The 21,660-nt window shown below is 60.1% G+C and carries 19 protein-coding genes; 14 read left to right on the top strand and 5 right to left on the bottom strand.

Features of this window, described 5'->3' with window-relative positions; genetic code table 11:
- Positions 1 to 19 precede the first annotated feature (19 nt).
- The 4 genes from nhaA (at position 20) to JSY17_RS24255 (ending at position 3,204) form a co-directional block, all read left to right on the top strand.
- Complete coding sequence (gene nhaA / locus JSY17_RS24240) at positions 20 to 1,195, top strand: Na+/H+ antiporter NhaA (RefSeq protein WP_117182804.1); 1,176 nt, start codon at positions 20 to 22, stop codon at positions 1,193 to 1,195.
- 106 nt (positions 1,196 to 1,301) lie between these two features.
- Positions 1,302 to 1,835, top strand: coding sequence for a DUF3455 domain-containing protein (locus JSY17_RS24245; protein ID WP_117182803.1), 534 nt, complete (start codon positions 1,302 to 1,304; stop codon positions 1,833 to 1,835).
- Between the two features lie 104 nt (positions 1,836 to 1,939).
- Positions 1,940 to 2,506 carry a sigma-70 family RNA polymerase sigma factor gene (locus JSY17_RS24250; RefSeq protein WP_206403202.1) on the top strand — a complete coding sequence of 189 codons (567 nt, stop codon included), beginning with the start codon at positions 1,940 to 1,942 and terminating at the stop codon, positions 2,504 to 2,506.
- Entirely contained in the window at positions 2,503 to 3,204 is a 702-nt protein-coding gene (locus tag JSY17_RS24255; RefSeq protein WP_206403201.1) for an anti-sigma factor, read from the top strand. Before JSY17_RS24250 ends, JSY17_RS24255 begins: the two co-directional genes overlap by 4 nt.
- A gap of 21 nt (positions 3,205 to 3,225) precedes the next feature.
- Here the strand turns inward: JSY17_RS24255 and JSY17_RS24260 are convergent, their stop codons facing one another.
- The 3 genes from JSY17_RS24260 to JSY17_RS24270 all read right to left on the bottom strand — a co-directional run bounded on the left by JSY17_RS24260 (position 3,226) and on the right by JSY17_RS24270 (position 6,101).
- Complete coding sequence (locus tag JSY17_RS24260) at positions 3,226 to 4,413, bottom strand: cyanate transporter (protein ID WP_122370773.1); 1,188 nt, start codon at positions 4,411 to 4,413, stop codon at positions 3,226 to 3,228.
- 115 nt (positions 4,414 to 4,528) lie between these two features.
- Positions 4,529 to 5,791: a type II toxin-antitoxin system HipA family toxin gene (locus JSY17_RS24265; RefSeq protein WP_117186035.1), complete on the bottom strand. Its 1,263-nt coding sequence runs from the start codon at positions 5,789 to 5,791 to the stop codon at positions 4,529 to 4,531.
- On the bottom strand, positions 5,784 to 6,101 hold the full coding sequence (locus tag JSY17_RS24270; RefSeq protein WP_236249743.1) for a helix-turn-helix domain-containing protein: 318 nt from the start codon (positions 6,099 to 6,101) through the stop codon (positions 5,784 to 5,786). Before JSY17_RS24270 ends, JSY17_RS24265 begins: the two co-directional genes overlap by 8 nt.
- Positions 6,102 to 6,512: 411 nt before the next feature.
- Between JSY17_RS24270 and hutU the strand changes: the two genes are divergently transcribed.
- The 9 genes from hutU to hutG all read left to right on the top strand — a co-directional run bounded on the left by hutU (position 6,513) and on the right by hutG (position 17,743).
- Complete coding sequence (hutU, locus tag JSY17_RS24275) at positions 6,513 to 8,210, top strand: urocanate hydratase (RefSeq protein WP_122370782.1); 1,698 nt, start codon at positions 6,513 to 6,515, stop codon at positions 8,208 to 8,210.
- A 131-nt stretch (positions 8,211 to 8,341) separates the two neighbouring features.
- Positions 8,342 to 9,307 carry an ABC transporter substrate-binding protein gene (locus tag JSY17_RS24280; protein ID WP_206403200.1) on the top strand — a complete coding sequence of 322 codons (966 nt, stop codon included), beginning with the start codon at positions 8,342 to 8,344 and terminating at the stop codon, positions 9,305 to 9,307.
- Between the two features lie 72 nt (positions 9,308 to 9,379).
- Positions 9,380 to 10,231 carry an ABC transporter permease gene (locus JSY17_RS24285; RefSeq protein WP_117182789.1) on the top strand — a complete coding sequence of 284 codons (852 nt, stop codon included), beginning with the start codon at positions 9,380 to 9,382 and terminating at the stop codon, positions 10,229 to 10,231.
- On the top strand, positions 10,228 to 11,058 hold the full coding sequence (locus JSY17_RS24290; RefSeq protein WP_117182788.1) for a quaternary amine ABC transporter ATP-binding protein: 831 nt from the start codon (positions 10,228 to 10,230) through the stop codon (positions 11,056 to 11,058). Before JSY17_RS24285 ends, JSY17_RS24290 begins: the two co-directional genes overlap by 4 nt.
- 11 nt (positions 11,059 to 11,069) lie before the next feature.
- Positions 11,070 to 12,611, top strand: coding sequence for a histidine ammonia-lyase (gene hutH, locus JSY17_RS24295; protein WP_206403199.1), 1,542 nt, complete (start codon positions 11,070 to 11,072; stop codon positions 12,609 to 12,611).
- A gap of 69 nt (positions 12,612 to 12,680) precedes the next feature.
- Complete coding sequence (hutH, locus tag JSY17_RS24300) at positions 12,681 to 14,228, top strand: histidine ammonia-lyase (RefSeq protein ID WP_206403198.1); 1,548 nt, start codon at positions 12,681 to 12,683, stop codon at positions 14,226 to 14,228.
- Positions 14,229 to 14,332: 104 nt separating this feature from the next.
- Positions 14,333 to 15,709 (top strand): amino acid permease, encoded by a 1,377-nt coding sequence (locus tag JSY17_RS24305; protein WP_206403197.1) that lies wholly within the window; start codon positions 14,333 to 14,335, stop codon positions 15,707 to 15,709.
- A 16-nt stretch (positions 15,710 to 15,725) separates the two neighbouring features.
- Complete coding sequence (gene hutI, locus JSY17_RS24310; RefSeq protein ID WP_206403196.1) at positions 15,726 to 16,931, top strand: imidazolonepropionase; 1,206 nt, start codon at positions 15,726 to 15,728, stop codon at positions 16,929 to 16,931.
- 11 nt (positions 16,932 to 16,942) lie between these two features.
- Positions 16,943 to 17,743 (top strand): N-formylglutamate deformylase, encoded by an 801-nt coding sequence (hutG, locus tag JSY17_RS24315; RefSeq protein ID WP_206403194.1) that lies wholly within the window; start codon positions 16,943 to 16,945, stop codon positions 17,741 to 17,743.
- A gap of 96 nt (positions 17,744 to 17,839) precedes the next feature.
- Here hutG and JSY17_RS24320 read toward each other — a convergent pair whose 3' ends face one another.
- Positions 17,840 to 20,056, bottom strand: a complete 2,217-nt coding sequence (locus tag JSY17_RS24320) for a heavy metal translocating P-type ATPase (protein WP_206403193.1) — start codon at positions 20,054 to 20,056, stop codon at positions 17,840 to 17,842.
- Between the two features lie 82 nt (positions 20,057 to 20,138).
- On the opposite strand from JSY17_RS24320, the gene cadR reads away from it, so the two are divergent.
- Positions 20,139 to 20,585 (top strand): Cd(II)/Pb(II)-responsive transcriptional regulator, encoded by a 447-nt coding sequence (cadR, locus tag JSY17_RS24325; protein ID WP_200999081.1) that lies wholly within the window; start codon positions 20,139 to 20,141, stop codon positions 20,583 to 20,585.
- Between the two features lie 71 nt (positions 20,586 to 20,656).
- Here cadR and JSY17_RS24330 read toward each other — a convergent pair whose 3' ends face one another.
- On the bottom strand, positions 20,657 to 21,628 hold the full coding sequence (locus JSY17_RS24330) for a thymidylate synthase (RefSeq protein WP_117166523.1): 972 nt from the start codon (positions 21,626 to 21,628) through the stop codon (positions 20,657 to 20,659).
- Positions 21,629 to 21,660 lie beyond the last annotated feature (32 nt).

Genomic DNA, 21,660 nt, shown 5'->3' on the forward strand with positions numbered 1-21,660 from the left:
TCCTGTTTCAAGGACGAGCATGACCCGACTTCCTACACGGGAAACACCAAGAGCCGTTGCCATTCTCGCCCGCTTCCTGGCATCGGAATCGGCAGGCGGCATTGTCCTGATGGGCGCGGCACTGGCTGCCCTGATCGTTGCCAACTCACCTCTGGCTTCCGGTTATTTCGCCATTCTGCACAGTGTCTGGCTGGGGCTTTCCGTCGAGCTGTGGATCAACGACGGGTTGATGGCGATCTTCTTCCTGATGGTGGGCCTGGAAATCAAACGTGAAGTCCTTGCAGGCGGGCTCGCCACCTGGGAACAGCGCGCCCTGCCCGGCTTTGCCGCCGCGGGCGGCATGCTGGTCCCGGCGCTGATCTACCTCGCCATCAACTGGGGCAATGCGCAAACCATCAGCGGCTGGGCCATTCCGGCGGCCACCGACATTGCCTTCGCTCTCGGGGTCCTGTCGTTGCTGGGCAAGCGGGTGCCGACGTCCCTGAAAGTCTTCCTCGCGGCGCTGGCGATTCTGGACGATCTGGGGGCCGTGACCATCATCGCCTTCTTCTACAGTTCGGGCCTGAATCTGCCGATGCTGCTGGCATCTTTCGCGACTCTGGCGCTGCTGGTCGTGATGAATCGCCTGAAGGTCCGACGCCTGTTGCCTTACCTGATAACCGGTGCACTGCTGTGGTTCTTCGTGCTGCAATCGGGTGTGCATGCCACGCTGGCCGGTGTGGCGCTGGCACTGTGCATTCCCTTGGGCAAGCCTGAGGAAGAAGCCCGCTCGCCGCTGCTGTTTCTCGAAGAGAAGCTGCATTACTGGGTCGCCTTCGCCATCGTGCCCGTGTTCGGATTCGCCAATGCCGGGGTTTCGCTGGCCGGTATTTCCGCTGACAACCTGCTGGACCCGGTGCCCCTCGGTGTGGCCCTGGGTCTGTTCGTCGGCAAGCAGATTGGCGTATTCCTGGCCGCCTTGCTGGCGATCCGGGCCGGGCTCGCAGTCCTTCCACAGGGCAGCAACTGGGTACAGCTCTATGGCGTGGCGCTGCTTTGCGGTATCGGTTTCACCATGAGCCTGTTCATCGGCAACCTTGCCTTCCCGGGTGCAGCGCATCTGGTGGACGAGGTGAAGATCGGCGTGCTGATGGGTTCTGGCCTGGCTGCGATTGCCGGTGTGCTGCTGTTGCGCAGCCGTTTCAGTCGGTCCTGAAAAAATATTTTCAAATCACTGCATCCAGATTGTTTTCTCGTGGGTAGTACATACAGCAGCCACTTCGAGTTGCTGAGCGCGGTTAAACAATCTGGAGATTTTCTGCATGAACGCAAAACGTTTGCTCTGCCTTGCAGGTAGTACCCTGGCTCTCACTTGCCTGACTTCTGTTGCCATGGCTCAGACCAACCTGCCGGAGAGCGTCCGGGTCCCGGACGGCCACAAGATCACCCTGGAAACCACTGGTGTGGGCGAGATCACTTACGAGTGCCGCGCCAAGGCCAACTCCGCCAGCGAAACCGAATGGGTGTTTGTCGGCCCCAAAGCCGTCCTCAATGATCGCAGCGGCAAACAGGTCGGCACCTATTACGGCCCACCCGCCACCTGGGAATCCAGGGACGGCTCCAAGCTGACCGGCACTCAAGTGGCCGTAGCGCCCTCCAGCGCGGGCAACCTGCCTTATCAACTGGTCAAGGCCAACCCGGCTGAAGGCAAAGGTGCTCTGACCGGCACGGCCTACATCCAGCGCGTAGCCTTGAAAGGCGGCGTTGCGCCTGCCACTGCCTGCACAGCCAGCAACAAGGGCGCGAAGGAAGTGGTCAAGTATCAGGCCGACTACATCTTCTGGGCCAGCAAGTGATTGAAGCCACTCTATCGGGTGTCGCGCAGTCAGTAGTCTATGCTGCTGCGCGGGGGCCTGGTGATGTCAACGAGGCAGCAATCATCCATTGATGGCGGATCGACGTGTCTTCACACGAATCTCTTTTTGACTACGAAGCCACGCTGCATGCCTGCGCTCACGGTGAGCGCCAGGCATTGCAGCGTCTCTATCAACAGGAAAGCGCCCGGCTGCTCGGCGTCGTCGTGCGGCTCGTGCGTGACAACGCACTGGCGGAAGACATCGTGCATGATGCGTTCCTCAAGATATGGACCCATGCGGCAAGCTTCGATCAGACACGAGGTTCGGCACGCGGCTGGATTTTCAGCGTGACCCGGCATCTGGCACTCAATCGCCTGCGCAACAATGCCCGGGAAGTGCATCTGGAAGACGACGGCAGCGAAGACCATCATCAACCGGCCACGCTTGAAGGCTGGCAGGAAAGCGGTGATGCCTTCGACTGGCGCGTCAACCCGGGACGAATCCAGTTCTGCCTGGAACAACTGGAACCGGTGCGGCGCAACTGTGTTTTCCACGCTTACGTGGACGGCTACTCGCATCAGGAAATCGCGCAGAAAATCGGCGCCCCATTGGGTACGGTCAAAGCCTGGATCAAGCGCAGCCTGACGGCTTTGCGGGAGTGTATGGGATGACTCGGCCCACCGACGAAAACATCCATGAGCTGGCTGGGGAATATGTACTCGGCACCTTGTCTGCGCAGCAGAGAAGCGATGTACAGCGCCGTCTGCCACACGAGCCCGCCTTGCAGGCCGCAGTCGACGCCTGGGAAGAGCGCCTGCTGCCACTGACCGATATGGCCGAACCTGTGACGCCGACGCCCGGACTCTGGAACCGGATCGAACGCAACCTCACAGGCTTCGCGGCGAGCAAGGCAGAACCACAACGTATCCGCTGGTGGGACAACCTGTCGATCTGGCGCGGTCTGGCTGGCGCAGGTCTGGCTGCATCGCTGGTACTGGGTACGATGCTTGCCATCCAGCCGACACAGGCTCCGTCCTACCTGGTCGTACTCGTTGCCCCTCAGGACAAGGCACCCGGCTGGGTCGTTCAGGCCAGCAACACACAGGAAATCCAGCTCATCCCCCTGGGCGAAACCCAGGTCCCGCCGGACAAGGCACTGGAGTTCTGGACCAAGGCCGACGACTGGCAGGGTCCGGTATCTCTGGGCCTGGTAAAACCGGGCCAGACCCTGCATATACCGCTGGATAAGTTGCCCCCGCTGCAACATAACCAGTTGTTCGAGCTGACACTGGAGAAGTCCACGGGCTCGCCTGTTGGCAAACCGACGGGACCTATTCAGTTTATTGGGCGGGCGGTGAAGGTGATTTAGCCTGCTGCACCGCCTCCACCGTCAGTGAATGCGCTGCTGGTACTGACAAGGATCGAACCGCAACACAATCCCGATCATCAACACCATCACCGCCGTCAACGTCCACCACGCTCCCTCGAAACTCCCCGACTGGTCACGGATGACGCCAGCCAGCAGAGGCGACAGCCCCGCAATCAGATAGCCGATGCCCTGGACGAAGGCTGTCAGGCTGCCAGCGCGGGCCGGATTATCGATGTGGTCCATCGAAATGATCAGGCTCATGGGAAACAGGCCGCCAATCCCAAGCCCCAGCAGGCAAGGCCACAGCAACGGCATGTGATCGAACGACAGGATAAGGCCGCAGAAACCGGCAACGATCGACAGCAGCAAGGCAGCCAGTGCCCAACGTTTGTCCCGGGTCTGGTTGACCATCGCGGGTACCGCCAGGCCGGCCAGCACTTCCATCGCTGTCAGGAACCCCAGTACCAGCCCGGCGTCCTGCTCGCTCCAGCCTTTCTCCACGTAATAGGGTGCCAGCCAGGCCAGCACGCAGGTGTAGGAAGCCGTGCCAAGACCGAAGAACACCGCCAGTAACCAGGCGCGTGGCTTTGCGGAAAACGAGTCGGTCTTGCCCTTGGGCGCTGCTTCGACGACCGGAATCGCCGAGCGTTGCAACGTCCACAAGACCAGTGCCAGGAACGCGAGACCACCCCATATCGCCAGCGAGACCTTCCAGCTACCGCTCTGCTTGAGCACGAAGGGCGAAAACGACGCCGCCAGTGCAGCTCCGCCCATGATCGAAGTGACATACAAGCCCATGAACAGAGACATGTTGTCCTTGAAACGGGTCTTGATCAGGGCCGGCATCAGCGCCTGAATCATCGCGATCCCCAGTCCGGAAAAGACTGCGCTGACAATCAGCTCCATTGCGCCATCAATGAACAGCCGGGAGGCACTGGCGATACCGATCACCAACAGCGATAACCCGATGGCCCGATGCTCGCCCAGGGATCGGGCCAGTCGCATCCCGAAAAACATCCCGAGCCCCATCGCCATCACCGGCAGCATGGTCAGCAGCGAGGCAAGACTGAAACTGAGAGGAATATCCCCGCGAATAGCCGACAACAGCGGCCCGACAGCCGCCATGCTGGGGCGAAGATTCAATGCAACCAACACGACACTGGCCATCAACCAGAAGGCGTGACTGGTTGAAGTACGTATGTTTTCCATCACAAGACCTGCAATCCCTAAAGCCACGATTAGGCCTCTCAACCGCACAGGCTACAAATGAAAATCTGCGGGGAGGTATTGAGAAATTAGGTTTGTATGGAGAGAGCGATGGTCTTTATCGAAGCCTGCGGATGTTGTCGTTGATCTGGTTCTGGATGGTGCGCATTGTTTGCGCTGTGATTTGCTCGAGGAACATGCTTTTGGCCATGTCCGTGAACTCGCTGGCAACGTCGCAGACTTTCTCAATGATGGCATCTGTCTCGCGAGCCGAAAGCCCGGCTTCCTGTATTCCAAGCAAGACAAGGCTCTTGCGACTTATGTCCAGAGCTTCGCCCATCACATCCATCTGATGGTAACCGCCAGGTCCGTCACAGAAGGTCACGTCATAAGCAGGAGCCAGTGTCCACTCGCCGGTTGCCGACATGATGTACGCGAAATTCTTGGGATGATCGTCCCGGTTGTTGAATACAACATTGAAAACGACTCGCTCGTAAGCAATCGCCTGCTCTCGAACATCGTTGGTACACATCAAGGTCGCACGCAGGAAATTGGCATAATCCAGCGTGCCGGGCGTCTGAAAGTCTGCTCCCGTAAAGGCAGCCAGACTTTGCATGGGGACCCGCATACCGGCTTGTCGATCAAAGCGTCTGGTAGCAAAGGCCGCCTGCCCATTGGGAAGCTGGAAGTACTGCGTTTGCGGGGTCTTGATAGCGCACTTGTGCAAACACTCGGAGTAAACCGCTTCGATTGCACAGACTTCTGGATGCTCCTGCCTGGCAGGGAACTTGATCAACCAGGCCTCTAGGTCAGGTGCAGCCGTAGTGGTGAATATCTCACTTGCAGGTGCGCGATAGAGCAAGGCTTTTGGCCTGGCACCTTGCGGGGAGCCGCCCATTTGCAAAAGCTTCTGCAAAAACTCGCCACCTTCACCATTGAGTACGTCCTGGACCTCGGCAGCCAGTCGGGCAAGGGGAATATCTTCCTGCGATGCATATGCCTCTGGTGCCATGGGCTCGAATGACATCGCGCCCATGGCATTGGCACCAATGTATGTCAGTCGCTCCAGAGGACCAATACGTGCGGGGTTCAGACCTCGGCGCTTGAACAGGCGATCCATCAACAGCATGCCCCAGCCGTCCGGCAGGGAGTCATAGATTGGCCCAGGCAATCCCAACTGGTGAGCCGGAAAGTCTTTGCGCAATGCCGGACCGTTCAAGGGAAGCTTGTAGGCCGACAGCTCCAGCCCCCTGCTCTTGGCCTCATCACTGAACTCAAACGCTATCAGAGGGCGTCCGGTAATGGAGCTTGATGAGACAAGCGTGCCCCAACGCCAGTGTTCGCCCCAGCCATCGTAGTAGACGTCGACTTGCCTAAGCATTATTGGGTTTCCTCTTGGCACGATGGCGGCTGGCGCTGTTTTCGTAGCGAAGAATGTCGTCCAGGCTTTCCAGTCTGGGCTGGAACAGCCCTTCCAGCTCGCCGATGCGTCCAAGCACCATAGCAACGCGAACAATACTTTCGAAGGCCACGTTGCGACCTGCCTCCATATTGGACACAGTATTGACGCCGATGCCTGCACGCGCAGCCACATCAGCCTGGGTCATCTGCTGCGCCAGTCGCTCCTTGCGCAACCGCTCGCAGAGTAGTTTGACCAGCTCATCGGGCCTTCGAAATCCTAAATCCATAATATTGTGGCTTAAATCCAATTCAAGAACTTAATCCACAATACTACAGATTTAAAAATCAATTATCTCCCTTTTACCAACAAGCCCCACCACAAGGCAAAATCATTACCCCGCTGTTACCCATCGCCCCAAAACCGTGCAAAAAATCTCTCCAGTAACAATTCTCCGTTGACTGCACGGCAGGTCCACATACCCGCAGCAACTCCCGAACCACACGGTTTACAGGGGTTCCAGGCTTTCCATGCCTTTCTTCATCTACCTGTGAAGAAAGTTGGTCCCTCGATTGCATATGCTTGTATGTACAAGTAGAGACAGGTTATAAAAGCCAAGCTCCACTCAACAGAATTCGCCTGAGTGCCAGGCACCGCTCGCCCGTCATCGGGCTGGTTTGGATTGATCGCTGAGGATTTTTTTGTGACCGACACTAATCAAGACCGCAAACAAGACTGGACCCGCCACCGCGATGTGGAAGTGCGGGCTGCCCGTGGCACTCAACTGACGGCAAAGAGCTGGCTGACCGAAGCGCCGCTGCGCATGCTGATGAACAACCTTGATCCAGAAGTGGCCGAGAACCCGAAAGAGCTGGTGGTCTACGGCGGGATCGGGCGGGCGGCACGCAACTGGGAGTGCTACGACAAGATCGTCGAGAGCCTGACCCGGCTCAACGATGATGAAACCCTGCTGGTGCAATCCGGCAAACCGGTCGGCGTGTTCAAGACGCACAGCAATGCGCCGCGTGTACTGATCGCCAACTCGAACCTGGTGCCGCACTGGTCCAGCTGGGAGCATTTCAACGAGCTGGATGCCAAGGGTCTGGCAATGTATGGCCAGATGACGGCGGGCAGCTGGATCTACATCGGCAGCCAGGGCATCGTTCAGGGCACTTACGAAACCTTCGTCGAAGCGGGCCGCCAGCATTACGACGGCAACCTCAAGGGCCGCTGGGTACTGACCGCAGGCCTGGGCGGCATGGGTGGCGCGCAGCCGCTGGCCGCGACTCTGGCCGGAGCCTGCTCGCTGAACATCGAATGCCAGCAGAGCCGTATCGATTTCCGTCTCAAGACCCGCTACGTCGACGAACAGGCCACGGATCTGGACGACGCCCTGGCACGTATCGCCCGCTACACCGCCGAAGGCAAGGCCATTTCCATCGCCCTGTGTGGCAACGCGGCTGAAATCCTGCCGGAAATGGTCCGCCGCGGCGTACGCCCGGACATGGTCACCGACCAGACCAGCGCCCACGACCCGCTCAATGGCTACCTGCCCAAAGGCTGGAGCTGGGAAGACTACCGCGCCCGTGCGCTGACCGAGCCGGCCGCCGTCGTCAAGGCAGCCAAAAAATCCATGGCCGAACACGTCGAAGCCATGCTGGCTTTCCAGAAAGCCGGGATTCCGACCTTCGACTATGGCAACAACATCCGTCAGATGGCCAAGGAAGAAGGCGTGGCCAATGCCTTCGACTTCCCGGGATTCGTGCCCGCCTACATTCGTCCGCTGTTCTGCCGCGGCATCGGTCCTTTCCGCTGGGCAGCCTTGTCGGGCGATCCGCAGGACATTTACAAGACCGACGCCAAGGTCAAGGAACTGATCCCCGATGACGCCCACCTGCACAACTGGCTGGACATGGCCCGCGAGCGCATCAGCTTCCAGGGCTTGCCGGCGCGTATCTGCTGGGTCGGCCTGGGCAAGCGCGCCAAGCTGGGTCTGGCCTTTAACGAAATGGTCCGCCGTGGCGAGTTGTCTGCGCCTGTGGTGATCGGTCGCGACCATCTCGACTCCGGCTCGGTTTCCAGCCCAAACCGCGAAACCGAGTCCATGCGTGATGGCTCCGATGCCGTATCCGACTGGCCACTGCTCAACGCCCTGCTCAATACCGCCAGCGGCGCGACCTGGGTTTCCCTGCATCATGGCGGCGGTGTCGGCATGGGCTTCTCGCAGCATTCGGGGATGGTGATCGTCTGCGACGGCACCGATGAAGCGGCCGAGCGTATTGCTCGCGTGCTGCACAATGACCCGGCCACGGGCGTGATGCGTCACGCCGATGCCGGTTACGACATCGCCATCGATTGTGCCAGAGAGCAGGGCTTGAACCTGCCAATGATCGGGCGTTAAAGGCATTTGCCTCAGGCGTGGCGGCTCAGGGCCGCCACACCGAGACAGTCAGGATGGACACTGATAACGCCCGCAGGCCGGATGCCTACTTGAAGCTGCCGTCATCCTTTTCAGGCTTTGGAGCATCGACAATGAAAATGAAAAAAGCGCTGTTAACCACTCTGGTATCCGCTGGCCTGCTGGTCAGCGCCGGTGCAAGTCAGGCAGCCGGGTGGTGCGAGTCAGGCAAGCCGGTCAAGTTTGCCGGTCTGAACTGGGAAAGCGCGATGTTGCTGACCGACATTCTTCAAGTCGTCCTGAGCAAGGGCTACGATTGCAGCGTGGATGCGCTGCCGGGCAACTCTATTGCCATGGAAAATGCCCTGAGCACCAATGACATTCAGGTTTTCGCTGAAGAGTGGGTAGGCCGCAGCGAAGTCTGGAACAAAGCCGCGGCAGCCGGGAAAGTCGTCGGGGTCGGTGCTCCGGTGGTCGGAGCCGTCGAAGGCTGGTACGTGCCGCGCTATGTGATTGAAGGCGATGCCAAACGCAAGCTGGAAGCCAAGGCACCGAACCTGAAATCCATCGCCGATCTGGCCCAGTACTCTGCGGTGTTCAAGGATCAGGAAGAGCCCGACAAAGGCCGTTTCTACAATTGCCCGGCCGGCTGGACCTGCGAGCTTGAAAACAGCGAAATGCTCAAGACCTACGGCCTGGAAAGCAAGTACACCAACTTCCGCCCAGGCACCGGACCGGCGCTGGACGCAGCTATTCTGTCCAGCTACAAGCGCGGTGAGCCCATCCTGACGTATTACTGGTCGCCCACTCCGCTGATGGGCCAGGTCGATCTGGTTCGCCTGGAAGAGCCAGGCGTCAACAAGACCATCGACATCAAGGTCGGCGTATCCAAGGCGTTCCACGAACAGGCGCCCGAGCTGGTCGCCGTACTGGAGAAGGTCAACCTGCCTATCGACCTGCTGAACCAGAACCTGGGACGCATGGCCAAGGATCGTATCGAATCGCCGAAACTGGCGAAGATGTTCCTCAAGGAGCACCCGGAAGTCTGGCATAAGTGGGTCAGCGAAGACGCGGCAAAAAAGGTCGAGGCCTCTCTGTAAATCCCGGAGCAGATTTATCTGCGCAGGCACAGGCGACATGGCTGTGCCTGACAACTTGATCGAGAGCACCTTATGTTTCCCGAAAGTTTTACCTTCTCCATTGCCAACTGGGTCAACGACGGGGTCGATTCGCTGGTCACCGAGTACGGCGATGTGTTCCGGCACATCTCCGATACCTTGCTGTGGGCCATCGTCAATCTGGAAAGTCTGTTGCGCATGGCGCCCTGGTGGCTGGTGCTGATGATCGTCGGCGGCATTGCCTGGCATGCGACGCGAAAAGTCGTCACCACCGCTTTGATTGTCGGCCTGTTGTTCCTGGTCGGCGCTGTCGGGCTGTGGGACAAGCTGATGCAGACCCTGGCGCTGATGCTGGTCGCCACCTTCATCGCGGTGCTGATCGGCATTCCGCTGGGCATTCTGTCGGCGCGCAGCAACCGCCTGCGCTCCGTGCTGATGCCGCTGCTGGACATCATGCAGACCATGCCCAGTTTCGTGTACCTGATCCCGGTACTGATGCTGTTCGGGCTGGGCAAGGTCCCGGCCATCTTCGCCACCGTGATTTACGCCGCGCCGCCGCTGATTCGCCTGACCGACCTGGGCATCCGTCAGGTCGATGGTGAAGTGATGGAAGCGATCAACGCCTTCGGTGCCAATCGCTGGCAGCAACTGTTCGGCGTACAACTGCCACTGGCGATGCCGAGCATCATGGCCGGGATCAACCAGACCACCATGATGGCGCTGTCGATGGTCGTGATTGCTTCGATGATCGGCGCGCGTGGCCTGGGCGAAGACGTTCTGGTGGGAATCCAGACCCTCAATGTCGGGCGCGGCCTGGAAGCCGGTCTGGCCATTGTCATTCTGGCGGTCGTCATCGACCGCATCACCCAGGCCTATGGCCGCCCACGGCATGAGGCGAGCAAATGATGAGCCTGGCAGCAGACAAAATCGTCGTCAAAAACGTGTTCAAGATCTTCGGCAGCCGCTCGCAAGAAGCGCTGGCGATGGTGAAACAGAGCAAGAGCAAGGATCAGGTACTGGACCAGACCGGCTGTGTGGTGGGCGTCAACGACCTGTCGCTGTCGATCGGCAGCGGCGAGATTTTCGTCATCATGGGCTTGTCGGGTTCGGGCAAATCGACCCTGGTGCGCCACTTCAATCGCCTGATCGACCCTACCAGTGGCGAGATTCTGGTGGATGGCGAAGATATCCTGCAGTACGACATGGAGGCCCTGCGCCAATTCCGTCGTCACAAGATCAGCATGGTGTTCCAGAGCTTCGGCCTGCTGCCGCACAAGAGTGTGCTGGACAACGTGGCCTACGGCCTGAAGGTGCGTGGCGAGAGCAAAGCCCTCTGTCAGGAGCGTGCGCAACACTGGATTACCACCGTGGGCCTCAAAGGCTACGAAAAGAAATACCCGCATCAGCTCTCTGGCGGCATGCGTCAGCGCGTCGGTCTGGCGCGTGCGCTGGCGGCCGACACCGATATCATCCTGATGGATGAAGCGTTCAGCGCTCTCGATCCGCTGATCCGCGCCGAGATGCAGGACCAGTTGCTGGAGCTGCAAGCGACGCTGAAGAAAACCATCGTGTTCATCACCCACGACCTGGACGAAGCCGTGCGTATCGGCAACCGGATCGCGATTCTCAAGGATGGCCGCCTGATTCAGGTGGGAACACCCAGGGAAATCCTTCATTCGCCCGCCGACGATTATGTTGATCGCTTCGTGCAGCGGCGCGCAGTCACCGTTTAAGGATTGTGTCGATGCAACGAGCAGAACAGATCGTTTTCGGTGATGCCCCGACAGGCTGGCAGGACGTGGTGGCCGTAGCCCGTGATGGCGCGCACCTGATGCTGTCGGAAAGTGCCTGGGCTCGCATCGACAATGCCCAGGCCATCGTCCAGCGCATCGTTGCCAGCGGCGAACGAGCCTACGGCGTGAATACGGGCCTCGGTGCGTTGTGCAATGTCTCACTGGAGGACGAACAACTCAGTCGCCTGTCGCGCAACACCTTGCTCAGCCATGCCTGTGGCGTAGGAGCACCGCTGCCCGACGAGCAGACACGGGCCATCATCTGTGCCGCGATTCTCAACTACAGCCAGGGCAAGTCCGGCATCCATCGCCGGGTGGTGCAGGCGCTGCTGGCCTTGCTCAACCACGGCATCACGCCGCAGGTGCCGTCACAAGGCTCGGTGGGTTATCTGACCCACATGGCACATGTCGGCATCGCGCTGCTGGGTGTGGGCCAGGTCAGTTATCGCGGGCAAATCGTTCCAGCGCATCAGGCATTGAGCGAAGCAGGTCTGGCACCTGTCGAACTGGGGGCCAAGGATGGACTGTGTCTGGTCAATGGCACGCCCTGCATGACCGGCCTGAGCTGTCTGGCCATTGCCGACGCCACGCGCCTGACCCAATGGGCCGATGTCATCGGTGCCATGACCTTTGAAGCGCTGCGCGGCCAGCTCGATGCCTTCGACGAAACCATCCTCGCCCTCAAGCCACATCCGGGCATGCAGCAAGTCGGCAAGAACCTGCGCAACCTGCTGGCAGGCAGCGAAGTTCTCGCCAGCAGCCAGGGCATTCGGACCCAGGATGCACTGAGCATACGTTCGATACCGCAAGTGCATGGCGCCACGCGGGATCAGTTGGCCCACGCGATCAGGCAGGTCGAAACCGAGCTGAATGCGGTTACCGATAATCCCTTGCTGCTGGGCACGCCCGAGGATTACCGGGTGGTGTCGCAAGCCAACCCTCACGGCCAGTCCGTCGCCATGGCGGCGGATCTGCTGTGCGTGGCGGTGGCGGAGCTGGGCTCGATTGCCGAGCGGCGTCTGGATCGGTTGATCAACCCGACCGTCAGCGGTTTGCCGGCGTTTCTGGTCAGCCAGCCGGGTGTCAACTCGGGGATGATGATCGTCCAGTACGTGGCCGCATCGCTGTGCGCAGAAAACCGCCAGTTGGCCCAACCGGCAGTGGTCGACAACTACGTCACCTCAGGCCTGCAGGAAGATCACTTGAGTCTGGGCACCAGCGCCGCCCTGAAGCTGCACAAGGCAGTGGCCAATGCGACACAGATCCTGGCCATCGAATATCTGCTGGCGGCCCAGGCGTTCGAGTTTCTCAAGCAGCAGCGCTTCGGGACAGGCACCGACATGGCCTGGCGAGCATTGCGTGAACGGATCCCCGCTTACGACGAAGACCGCTGGCTGGCCCCGGATATTGCCGACAGCGTCACCGTACTCAAGAACGAAGAAGTGCTGGAGAGGATTTTCCGGCACTGTCGTGAACAGACGACAAACCCATAAAAACAGGGCTGCAAGGCGGCACGCTGCAAAAGAGCAGCCGCCTGACATCAATCAAGGAGTAGCTGCATCGTGACCAAACCCTCTGCCAAGTCATTGAATCTGATCCCCGGCCAACTGACGCTGGCGCAACTGCGCGAGATCTATCAGCAACCGGTAACGCTGAAGCTCGATAACAGTGCCGACCGGCAGATCGACGACAGCGTGGCCTGCGTGGAACGCATCCTGGCCGAGAACCGCACGGCTTATGGCATCAACACCGGTTTCGGCCTGCTGGCCTCGACGCGCATCGCCAGCGCGGATCTGGAAAACCTGCAACGCTCGCTGGTGCTGTCCCATGCCGCCGGTGTCGGGCAGCCGATCAGTGACGAACTGGTCCGCCTGATCATGGTGCTCAAGGTCAACAGCCTGAGCCGTGGTTTCTCCGGCATCCGGCGCGTGGTGATCGATGCCCTGATCGCCCTGATCAATGCCGAGGTCTATCCGCATATCCCGCTCAAGGGTTCGGTGGGGGCATCCGGCGACCTGGCACCGCTGGCGCACATGTCGCTGGTGCTGCTGGGTGAAGGCAAGGCTCGCTACAAGGGCGAATGGCTCGATGCCGTCGATGCGCTTGAAGTCGCCGGTCTGAAACCGCTGACCCTGGCCGCCAAGGAAGGTCTGGCGCTGCTCAACGGAACCCAGGTTTCCACCGCATTCGCACTGCGTGGCCTGTTCGAGGCCGAGGACCTGTTCGCGGGAGCCATGACCTGTGGCGCTCTTACCGTGGAGGCCGTACTGGGTTCGCGTTCGCCTTTCGACGCTCGTATCCATGCAGCCCGCGGCCAGCGTGGCCAGATCGATACCGCCGCCTGCTATCGCGAATTGCTGGGAGAAAGCAGCGAAGTGTCCGAATCCCATCGCAACTGCGACAAGGTTCAGGACCCCTACTCCCTGCGTTGTCAGCCACAGGTCATGGGTGCCTGCCTGACCCAGTTGCGTCAGGCCGCCGAGGTGTTGGAGATCGAAGCCAATGCCGTTTCCGACAACCCGCTGGTGTTCGCAGCCGAGAACGATGTGATTTCCGGCGGCAACTTCCACGCGGAGCCCGTTGCCATGGCCGCCGACAACCTGGCGCTGGCCATCGCGGAAATCGGTTCGCTGAGCGAACGCCGCATCTCGCTGATGATGGACAAGCACATGTCGCAGTTGCCGCCATTCCTGGTGGCCAACGGCGGAGTCAACTCCGGCTTCATGATCGCCCAGGTTACCGCTGCCGCCCTGGCCAGTGAAAACAAGGCTTTGGCCCACCCGCACAGCGTCGACAGCCTGCCGACTTCGGCAAATCAGGAGGACCATGTGTCCATGGCTCCGGCGGCCGGCAAGCGGTTATGGGAAATGGCAGAAAACGTTCGCGGGATTCTTGCCGTAGAATGGCTGGCTGCATGCCAGGGACTGGACTTGCGCAACGGCCTCAAAACCTCCCCGAAACTGGAGCAGGCCCGTGCCGTACTGCGCAGCAAAGTACCACCCTATGAGAAGGACCGTTTTTTTGCACCGGACATTGAAGCTGCCAGCCAGCTGTTGTCTTCAACTTGCCTGAACCCGTTGGTTCCTGCACGTCTGCTACCCAGTCTGTGATGTACCGCGAGCCTGGCAGGGCTCGCAATGGTAGTTCGCTGCGGGAAGCCGGAAGCAGGTGTTCTCGCAGCTATTTGCCATACCCAGTAATGAGATGGACGGAAATGACGTCAAAAGTTGGTTTGAAACGCGGGCTATCCGCCCGCCACATTCGCTTCATGGCTCTGGGCTCTGCCATCGGCACAGGGTTGTTCTATGGCTCTGCCGCCGCAATCCAGCAGGCGGGGCCTGCGGTTCTGCTGGCCTATCTGATCGGTGGCGCAGCAGTTTTCATGGTGATGCGCGCCCTTGGTGAAATGGCTGTGCATAACCCGACTTCCGGCTCGTTCAGCCATTACGCCAGCCGTTACCTCGGTCCTCTGGCGGGTTTCGTGCTGGGCTGGACCTACGCCTTCGAGATGATCATCGTCTGTCTGGCCGATGTGACCGCGTTCGGAATCTACATGGGCTTCTGGTTCCCGGAAGTGCCGCGCTGGATCTGGGTGCTGGGCATCGTGTTCCTGATCGGCGCGCTCAACCTGTGCAACGTCAAGGTGTTCGGTGAAACCGAATTCTGGCTGTCGTTGCTCAAGGTCGGTGCCATCGTCGCGATGATCGTGGCCGGTTTCGGCATCATGCTGTTCGGCATCGGCACCTCCACCGGCGAAAACACCATCGGGATCAGCAACCTCTGGGCCCACGGCGGCTTCATGCCCAATGGCGTCGGTGGTCTGATCGCCTCGCTGGCGGTGGTGATGTTCGCGTTCGGCGGCATCGAAATCATCGGTATCACGGCGGGCGAAGCCAAGAACCCGCAACGCACGCTGCCACAGGCCATCAATGCCGTGCCGCTGCGCATTCTGCTGTTCTACGTCCTGACCCTGTTCGTGCTGATGTCCATCTATCCGTGGCCACAGATCGGCACCCAGGGCAGCCCCTTCGTGCAGATTTTCGACAATCTGGGCATCGCTTCGGCGGCGACCATTCTCAATATCGTGGTGATCTCGGCAGCCGTATCGGCGATCAACAGCGACATCTTCGGCGCAGGCCGCATGATGTATGGCATGGCGCTTGAAGGTCAGGCACCCGCCGGTTTCGCCAGGCTGTCGCGCCAGGGCGTGCCATGGATGACCGTCGTAGTCATGGGCGTGACGCTGCTCGCCGGCGTGCTGCTCAACTACCTGATCCCCAAGAACGTCTTCCTGCTGATCGCCTCGCTGGCCACCTTCGCCACGGTCTGGGTCTGGCTGATGATCCTGCTGACCCAGGTCGCAATGCGCCGCTCCATGAGCCGCGAAGAAGCCGCACAACTGAAATTCCCGGTCCCGTTCTGGCCTTATGGCCCGGCGGCCGCCATCGTCTTCATGCTGTTCATCTTCGGTGTGCTGGGCTATTTCCCCGACAACCGGGCTGCGCTGATCGTCGGCGCGATCTGGATTGTGCTGCTGGTCATCGCCTACTACCTGTGGATAAGACCGCGAAACGCTCAAACTACCCAATGACCCAAGGAGGCCCGGGATGACAACACTCTGGAAGAACTGTCACATCGCAACCATGGCGCAAGGCAACTACTCGATCATCGAGGATGCCGCCATCGTGACTTCTGGAGCCTTCATCCAGTGGATCGGGCCTCAAAGCCAGTTGCCGGAATCCGGTTTTGGCAACACCGTAGACCTGGGCGGCGCCTGGGTCACGCCGGGCCTCATCGATTGCCACACCCATACGGTGTTCGGCGGTAATCGCAGCGGTGAGTTCGAGCAGCGCCTGCAAGGTGTCAGCTATGCCGAGATCGCCGCCGCGGGCGGCGGTATTGCCAGCACCGTGCGGGCGACGCGGGCGGCCAGCGAGGACGAACTGTTCGCCAGTGCCGAGCGACGCTTGAAGCACTTGCTTCAAGACGGCGTGACCACCGTGGAGATGAAGTCCGGCTACGGTCTGGATCTGCCCAGCGAACGCAAGATTCTCAAGGTGATCCGCCGTCTGGGCGAGAGCCTGCCGGTCACCGTTCGCAGCACCTGTCTGGCGGCCCACGCCCTGCCCCCGGAATACACCAACCGCGCCGACGATTACATCCGGCATATCTGCGACGAAATGCTCCCCGCATTGGCGCAGGAAGGTTTGGTCGATGCCGTGGATGCGTTCTGCGAATACCTGGCGTTTTCGCCTGCTCAGGTCGAACAGGTGTTCATCACCGCCCGGCAAGTGGGCCTGCCGGTGAAGCTCCATGCCGAGCAGCTTTCGGCGTTGGGCGGTTCAAGCCTTGCGGCGCGTTATCAGGCGTTGTCGGCGGACCATCTGGAATTCATGACCGAAGACGACGCCATTGCCATGGCGGCTGCCGGAACCGTCGCCGTGCTGCTGCCGGGCGCCTTTTACTTCCTGCGCGAAACCCAACTGCCGCCGATGGATGCCCTGCGCAAGCATGGCGTGCCCATTGCCATCTCCACCGACCTGAACCCCGGCACCTCGCCCGGCCTGTCGCTGCGGCTGATGCTGAACATGGCCTGCACGCTGTTTCGCATGACACCCGAAGAAGCACTGGCGGGCGTCACCCTCAATGCCGCCAAGGCACTGGGTCTGGACAAGACCCATGGCTCGCTGGAAACCGGCAAGGTGGCGGACTTCGTCGCCTGGAACATCGAACGTCCTGCCGATCTGGCCTACTGGCTGGGCGGCGACCTGGATAAACGCATCGTGCGCCACGGCGTCGAATCATCGATCTGAAGGAGAGCCCTGTGGATAACGTTCTGACATTCAAGCGTGGTCGCGTCCCGCTGCTGATCAGCATGCCTCATGCGGGCCTGAAGCTGACGCCGGCAGTCGAAGCCGGACTGGTGGACGAAGCCTTGAGCCTGCCCGATACCGACTGGCATATCCCGCGCCTTTACGACTTTGCCGCCGAGCTGGGGGCCAGCACCCTGGCTGCCGAATACTCGCGCTTCGTCATCGACCTCAATCGCCCGTCCGACGACAAACCGTTGTATGCCGGTGCGACTACCGGATTGTTTCCTTCGATCCTGTTCGATGGCGTGCCGCTGTTCAAGGAAGGCCTGGCGCCTGACGCCGAAGAGCGGGAGCGTTACCTGCAACAGATCTGGATGCCTTACCACCAGACGCTGGAGCAGGAACTGCAACGTCTGCGCGATGAGTTCGGTTATGCGCTGCTGTTCGATGCCCACTCCATTCGTGGTCACGTCCCGCACCTGTTCGACGGTCGCCTGCCGGACTTCAACCTCGGCACCTTCAACGGTGCCAGTTGTGATCCGCAACTGGCAGGCCGGCTGGAAAGCGTATGTGCAGCGGCCAGGGACTACAGCCATGTGCTCAACGGTCGTTTCAAAGGCGGGCATATCACTCGCCATTACGGCGATCCGGCCAACCATATCCACGCCGTCCAACTGGAACTGGCGCAGAGCACCTACATGGAAGAGTTTGCGCCGTTCCATTACCGCCCTGACCTTGCGGCACCGACCCAAAAGGTATTGAAGGCGTTGCTGGAAACCTTTATTGCGTGGGGGCAGGAGAGGTTTGATTGATGGTTTTTAGAGGCAGCTTGCTGGCGACTTTCACCCTCTCGCCAGCAGGCCGTCTCCCATATCATTACCTGCCGTACGCCAGCGCCTCGACCCTGCTCACTTTCTGAGCAATCGCAACCCGTTGAACACCACCAACAGACTCACGCCCATGTCGGCAAACACGGCCATCCACATGGTCGCCATCCCCGCAAAGGTAATCCCCAGGAAGAACACCTTGGTGACAATCGCCAAGGCGATGTTCTGCCTGAGTATCGCCGAGGTATCGCGTGACAGCCGAATAAACGCCGGGATCTTGCGAAGATCGTCGTCCATCAGGGCGACATCTGCCGTTTCAATCGCCGTGTCGGTGCCTGCCGCAGCCATGGCAAAACCGATTTCCGAACGTGCCAGCGCAGGCGCATCGTTGATACCGTCACCCACCATGCCGACGCGATGCTTGCGTGCATACAGGTCTTCGATGGCCTGCAACTTATCCACAGGCAGCAGATTGCCCCGGGCCTGATCGATCCCCACCTGTGCCGCGATGGCCTTGGCGGTGTGCGGGTTGTCGCCGGTCAGCATCAGGGTCTTGATACCCAACTCGTGCAACTGGGCGATGGCCTCACGGCTGCTGTCCTTGACCGTATCGGCCACCGCGAACAGCGCCAGCGGGCCTGAGGCATCCAGCAGCAGAACCACGGTCTTGCCCTGTATTTCCAGCGCATCGAGCCGGGCTTCCAGCTCGGGCGAACACAACCCCAGCTCTTCGACCAGACGATGGTTGCCCAAGTGATAAAGCTGGCCACCGATCTCGCCTTTCACACCACGCCCCGGCAACGCCTCGAAAGCATTGACCTCATGCAAGCCCTGCCCTTGCACAGCCGCCTTGGCGATGGCCTGGGAAACGGGATGATCGGAGCGACCGGCCAGACTGGCAGCGAGAGCCTGCGCGCTGTCGGCCAAGGTCGTATTCAGCGGCAGGTAGTCGGTCTGCACCGGCTTGCCGTGGGTGACGGTGCCTGTCTTGTCCAGAGCCAGGTAATCGAGCTTGCGGCCCATTTCCAGATAGACGCCGCCCTTGATCAGAATCCCCTTGCGCGCCGCAGCGGCCAGACCGCTGACGATGGTCACAGGGGTGGAAATCACCAGTGCACACGGGCAGGCAACGACCAGCAGTACCAGCGCCCGGTAGATCCAGTCGAACCAGGCTCCACCGAAGAACAGCGGCGCAATCAGCGCCACGGCCAGTGCCGTCAGGAAAACCACCGGGGTGTAGATCCGCGAAAAGCTGTCGACGAAACTCTGGGTCGGCGCGCGTGCGCCCTGAGCCGCTTCCACCGCATGGATGATCCGCGCCAGCGTGGAATGGCTCGCCGCGGCTGTCACCCGGTATTCCAAGGATCCGGACTGGTTGATGGTGCCCGCAAATACCTTGTCACCCACGGTTTTTTCCACAGGCAGGCTTTCACCGGTAATCGGTGCCTGATCGATGGTCGATTGACCCGACACTACCTCGCCATCCAGACCAATCCGCTCACCCGGTCGAACCCGGACAATCGCATCCAGTTCGACGCTCTTAACGTCTTTTTCAATCCAGCTTCCATCACTCTGCCTGACGGTCGCCACATCTGGCGTCAGCTGCAACAGGCTGCTGATGGCATTACGGGCACGATCCAGAGACTTGGCTTCAATCAGTTCGGCTACGGTAAACAGGAACATCACCATCGCCGCTTCAGGCCACTGACCGATCAGAACCGCACCAGTCACCGCGATACTCATCAGGGCATTGATATTGAGGTTGAAGTTCTTGAGCGCGATCCAGCCCTTCTTATAGGTGGTCAGGCCGCAACTGAGGATCGAAACAAGAGCCAGCAACGCAACGACCCAGGTTGGGCCAAGCTGGGCGAAATGGACGATTTCCGCGCCCAGCGCCATCACACCGGACAATGCCAGAGGCCACCAATGCTTTTTCGGTGCAGGTACTGCCGGGGCATCCTGGCTCGCGCCCTCCTCGTTGGGCTCGGCCTGCATGCCCAGCGAACCGATGGCTTCACGAATCGGCTCGGTCGTCGGCAGGTCATGCCAGACGCCAAGGATGCGATTGATCAGGTTGAACTCCAGCTTCTGCACACCGGGCAACTTGCCCAGCTTGTTCTGGATCAGCGTCTGCTCGGTCGGGCAGTCCATCTGCTCGATGCGAAAACTGCTCAAACGGCCACCGGCTGCAGGTGCTTCATCAAAAGTGACAGAGGCAGGCGCAGTTGCGCCGGAACAGCAGGAGTGAGCGTGCTGGTGATCGTCGTGCGGTGGAGAAATCTTTGTAATCTGGCCCATGGTCGGCTCCGGGGATCTACCTGTTGCCAAGTGAACACCCTGTAGCCACTATAGGGTCAAGCGCTCAAACGAGATGAAACACATGAAAATCGGTGAACTGGCCAAGCTGACGGATTCTCAAGTCGAAACCATTCGTTATTACGAGCGCGAAGGCCTGTTGCCTGCGCCGGCCCGCAGCGACGGCAATTACCGTTTGTACACCCAGGCGCATGTAGAACGGCTGTCGTTCATACGCAACTGTCGAAGCCTGGACATGACGCTGGAAGAAATCCGCAGCCTGCTCAGCCTGCGTGACAGCCCGCAGGACCAGTGTGAAAGCGTCAATGCATTGATCGACGAACACATCGAACACGTCAACGCCCGCATCGCCAGCCTGCAAGCCCTGCAGGAACAGCTACTGGACCTGCGTCGTCGCTGCGGCGATGGCAAGTCGGACCATTGCGGGATTCTGGAACGGCTGGAAGTGACCGGTGCCGTGGCGGCTGCCGAAGGCGAGCCGTCACATGTGGGCAAGAGTCATGGGCATTGAAGCAGCTGCAAGCTTCAAGCTGAAAGCCTCAAGCAGCTTGTAGCTTGAAACTTGCCGCTTGCAGCTCACCCCTATACCGCCATCGGTGCCGTCATCGCCGGGTGGTGTTCGTAACCTTCCAGCGAGAAGTCCGAAGGTTCGATCAGTTCCAGCCATTCAGGCTGGTAGACACCGGTCTTGGCGAACTCGGGCACGCGGTCCGAGATCACCAGTTTCGGCATCGGGAACGGCTCACGGGTGAGCTGTTCGTTAAGCATGTCCAGATGGTTTTCGTAGACGTGGGCATCACCGATGAAATAGGTGAACCAGCGCGGCGTGTAGCCGGTCAGGCGACCGATCAGGCTCAGCAGCGCAGCACCTTCGGTGAGGTTGAACGGTGTCCCGAGACCCAGATCGTTCGAACGGATGTACAGCGTCAGCGAGATCTCGCGGGTCTGCGGGTTCGGATGCAACTGATAAAGCAGGTGGCAAGGCGGCAAAGCCATCTCGTCGAGTTGCGCGCAGTTCCAGCCGTGGAACAGGATGCGGCGGCTGCCCGGGTCCTTGATGATGGTGTCGACGCACTGGCGAATCTGGTCGATGGCCTTGTACAGCACCACAAAGCTTTCGCCATCCTCTTCGGACTCGGCAATCTGCTTGTAGCCCTGACTGACCGCCAGCTCGATCGCCGCGGCATTGCCGGTTGCAATGCGCTTGTAGGCCGGCCATTTGCGCCACTGCACGCCGTAGATCTCGCCCAGGTCATCCTCGCCCTTGCGGAACGGGTTGTTCAGCCACTGGGTATTCTCGTTGGCGTTCTGATCCCAGACCTTGCAGCCCAGCTCACGGAACTCGGCCGCGCTGTTGGCACCGCGCAGGAAACCGACCATTTCACCGATGGCCGATTTGAAAGCCATGCGCCGGGTCGTGATCGCCGGGAAACCTTCCTGAAGGTCATAACGCAGCATCGCGCCGGGAAAACTGATGGTATTCACACCGGTGCGGTTGGACTGCAAGGTCCCGTGCTTGATCACATGGGCGACTAGTTCGAGATATTGCTTCATAAATTACCTGCTTCCTTGAATCCGCCGGGCAG

It is taken from the genome of Pseudomonas capsici (genome assembly GCF_017165765.1).
GTDB lineage: Bacteria > Pseudomonadota > Gammaproteobacteria > Pseudomonadales > Pseudomonadaceae > Aquipseudomonas > Aquipseudomonas capsici.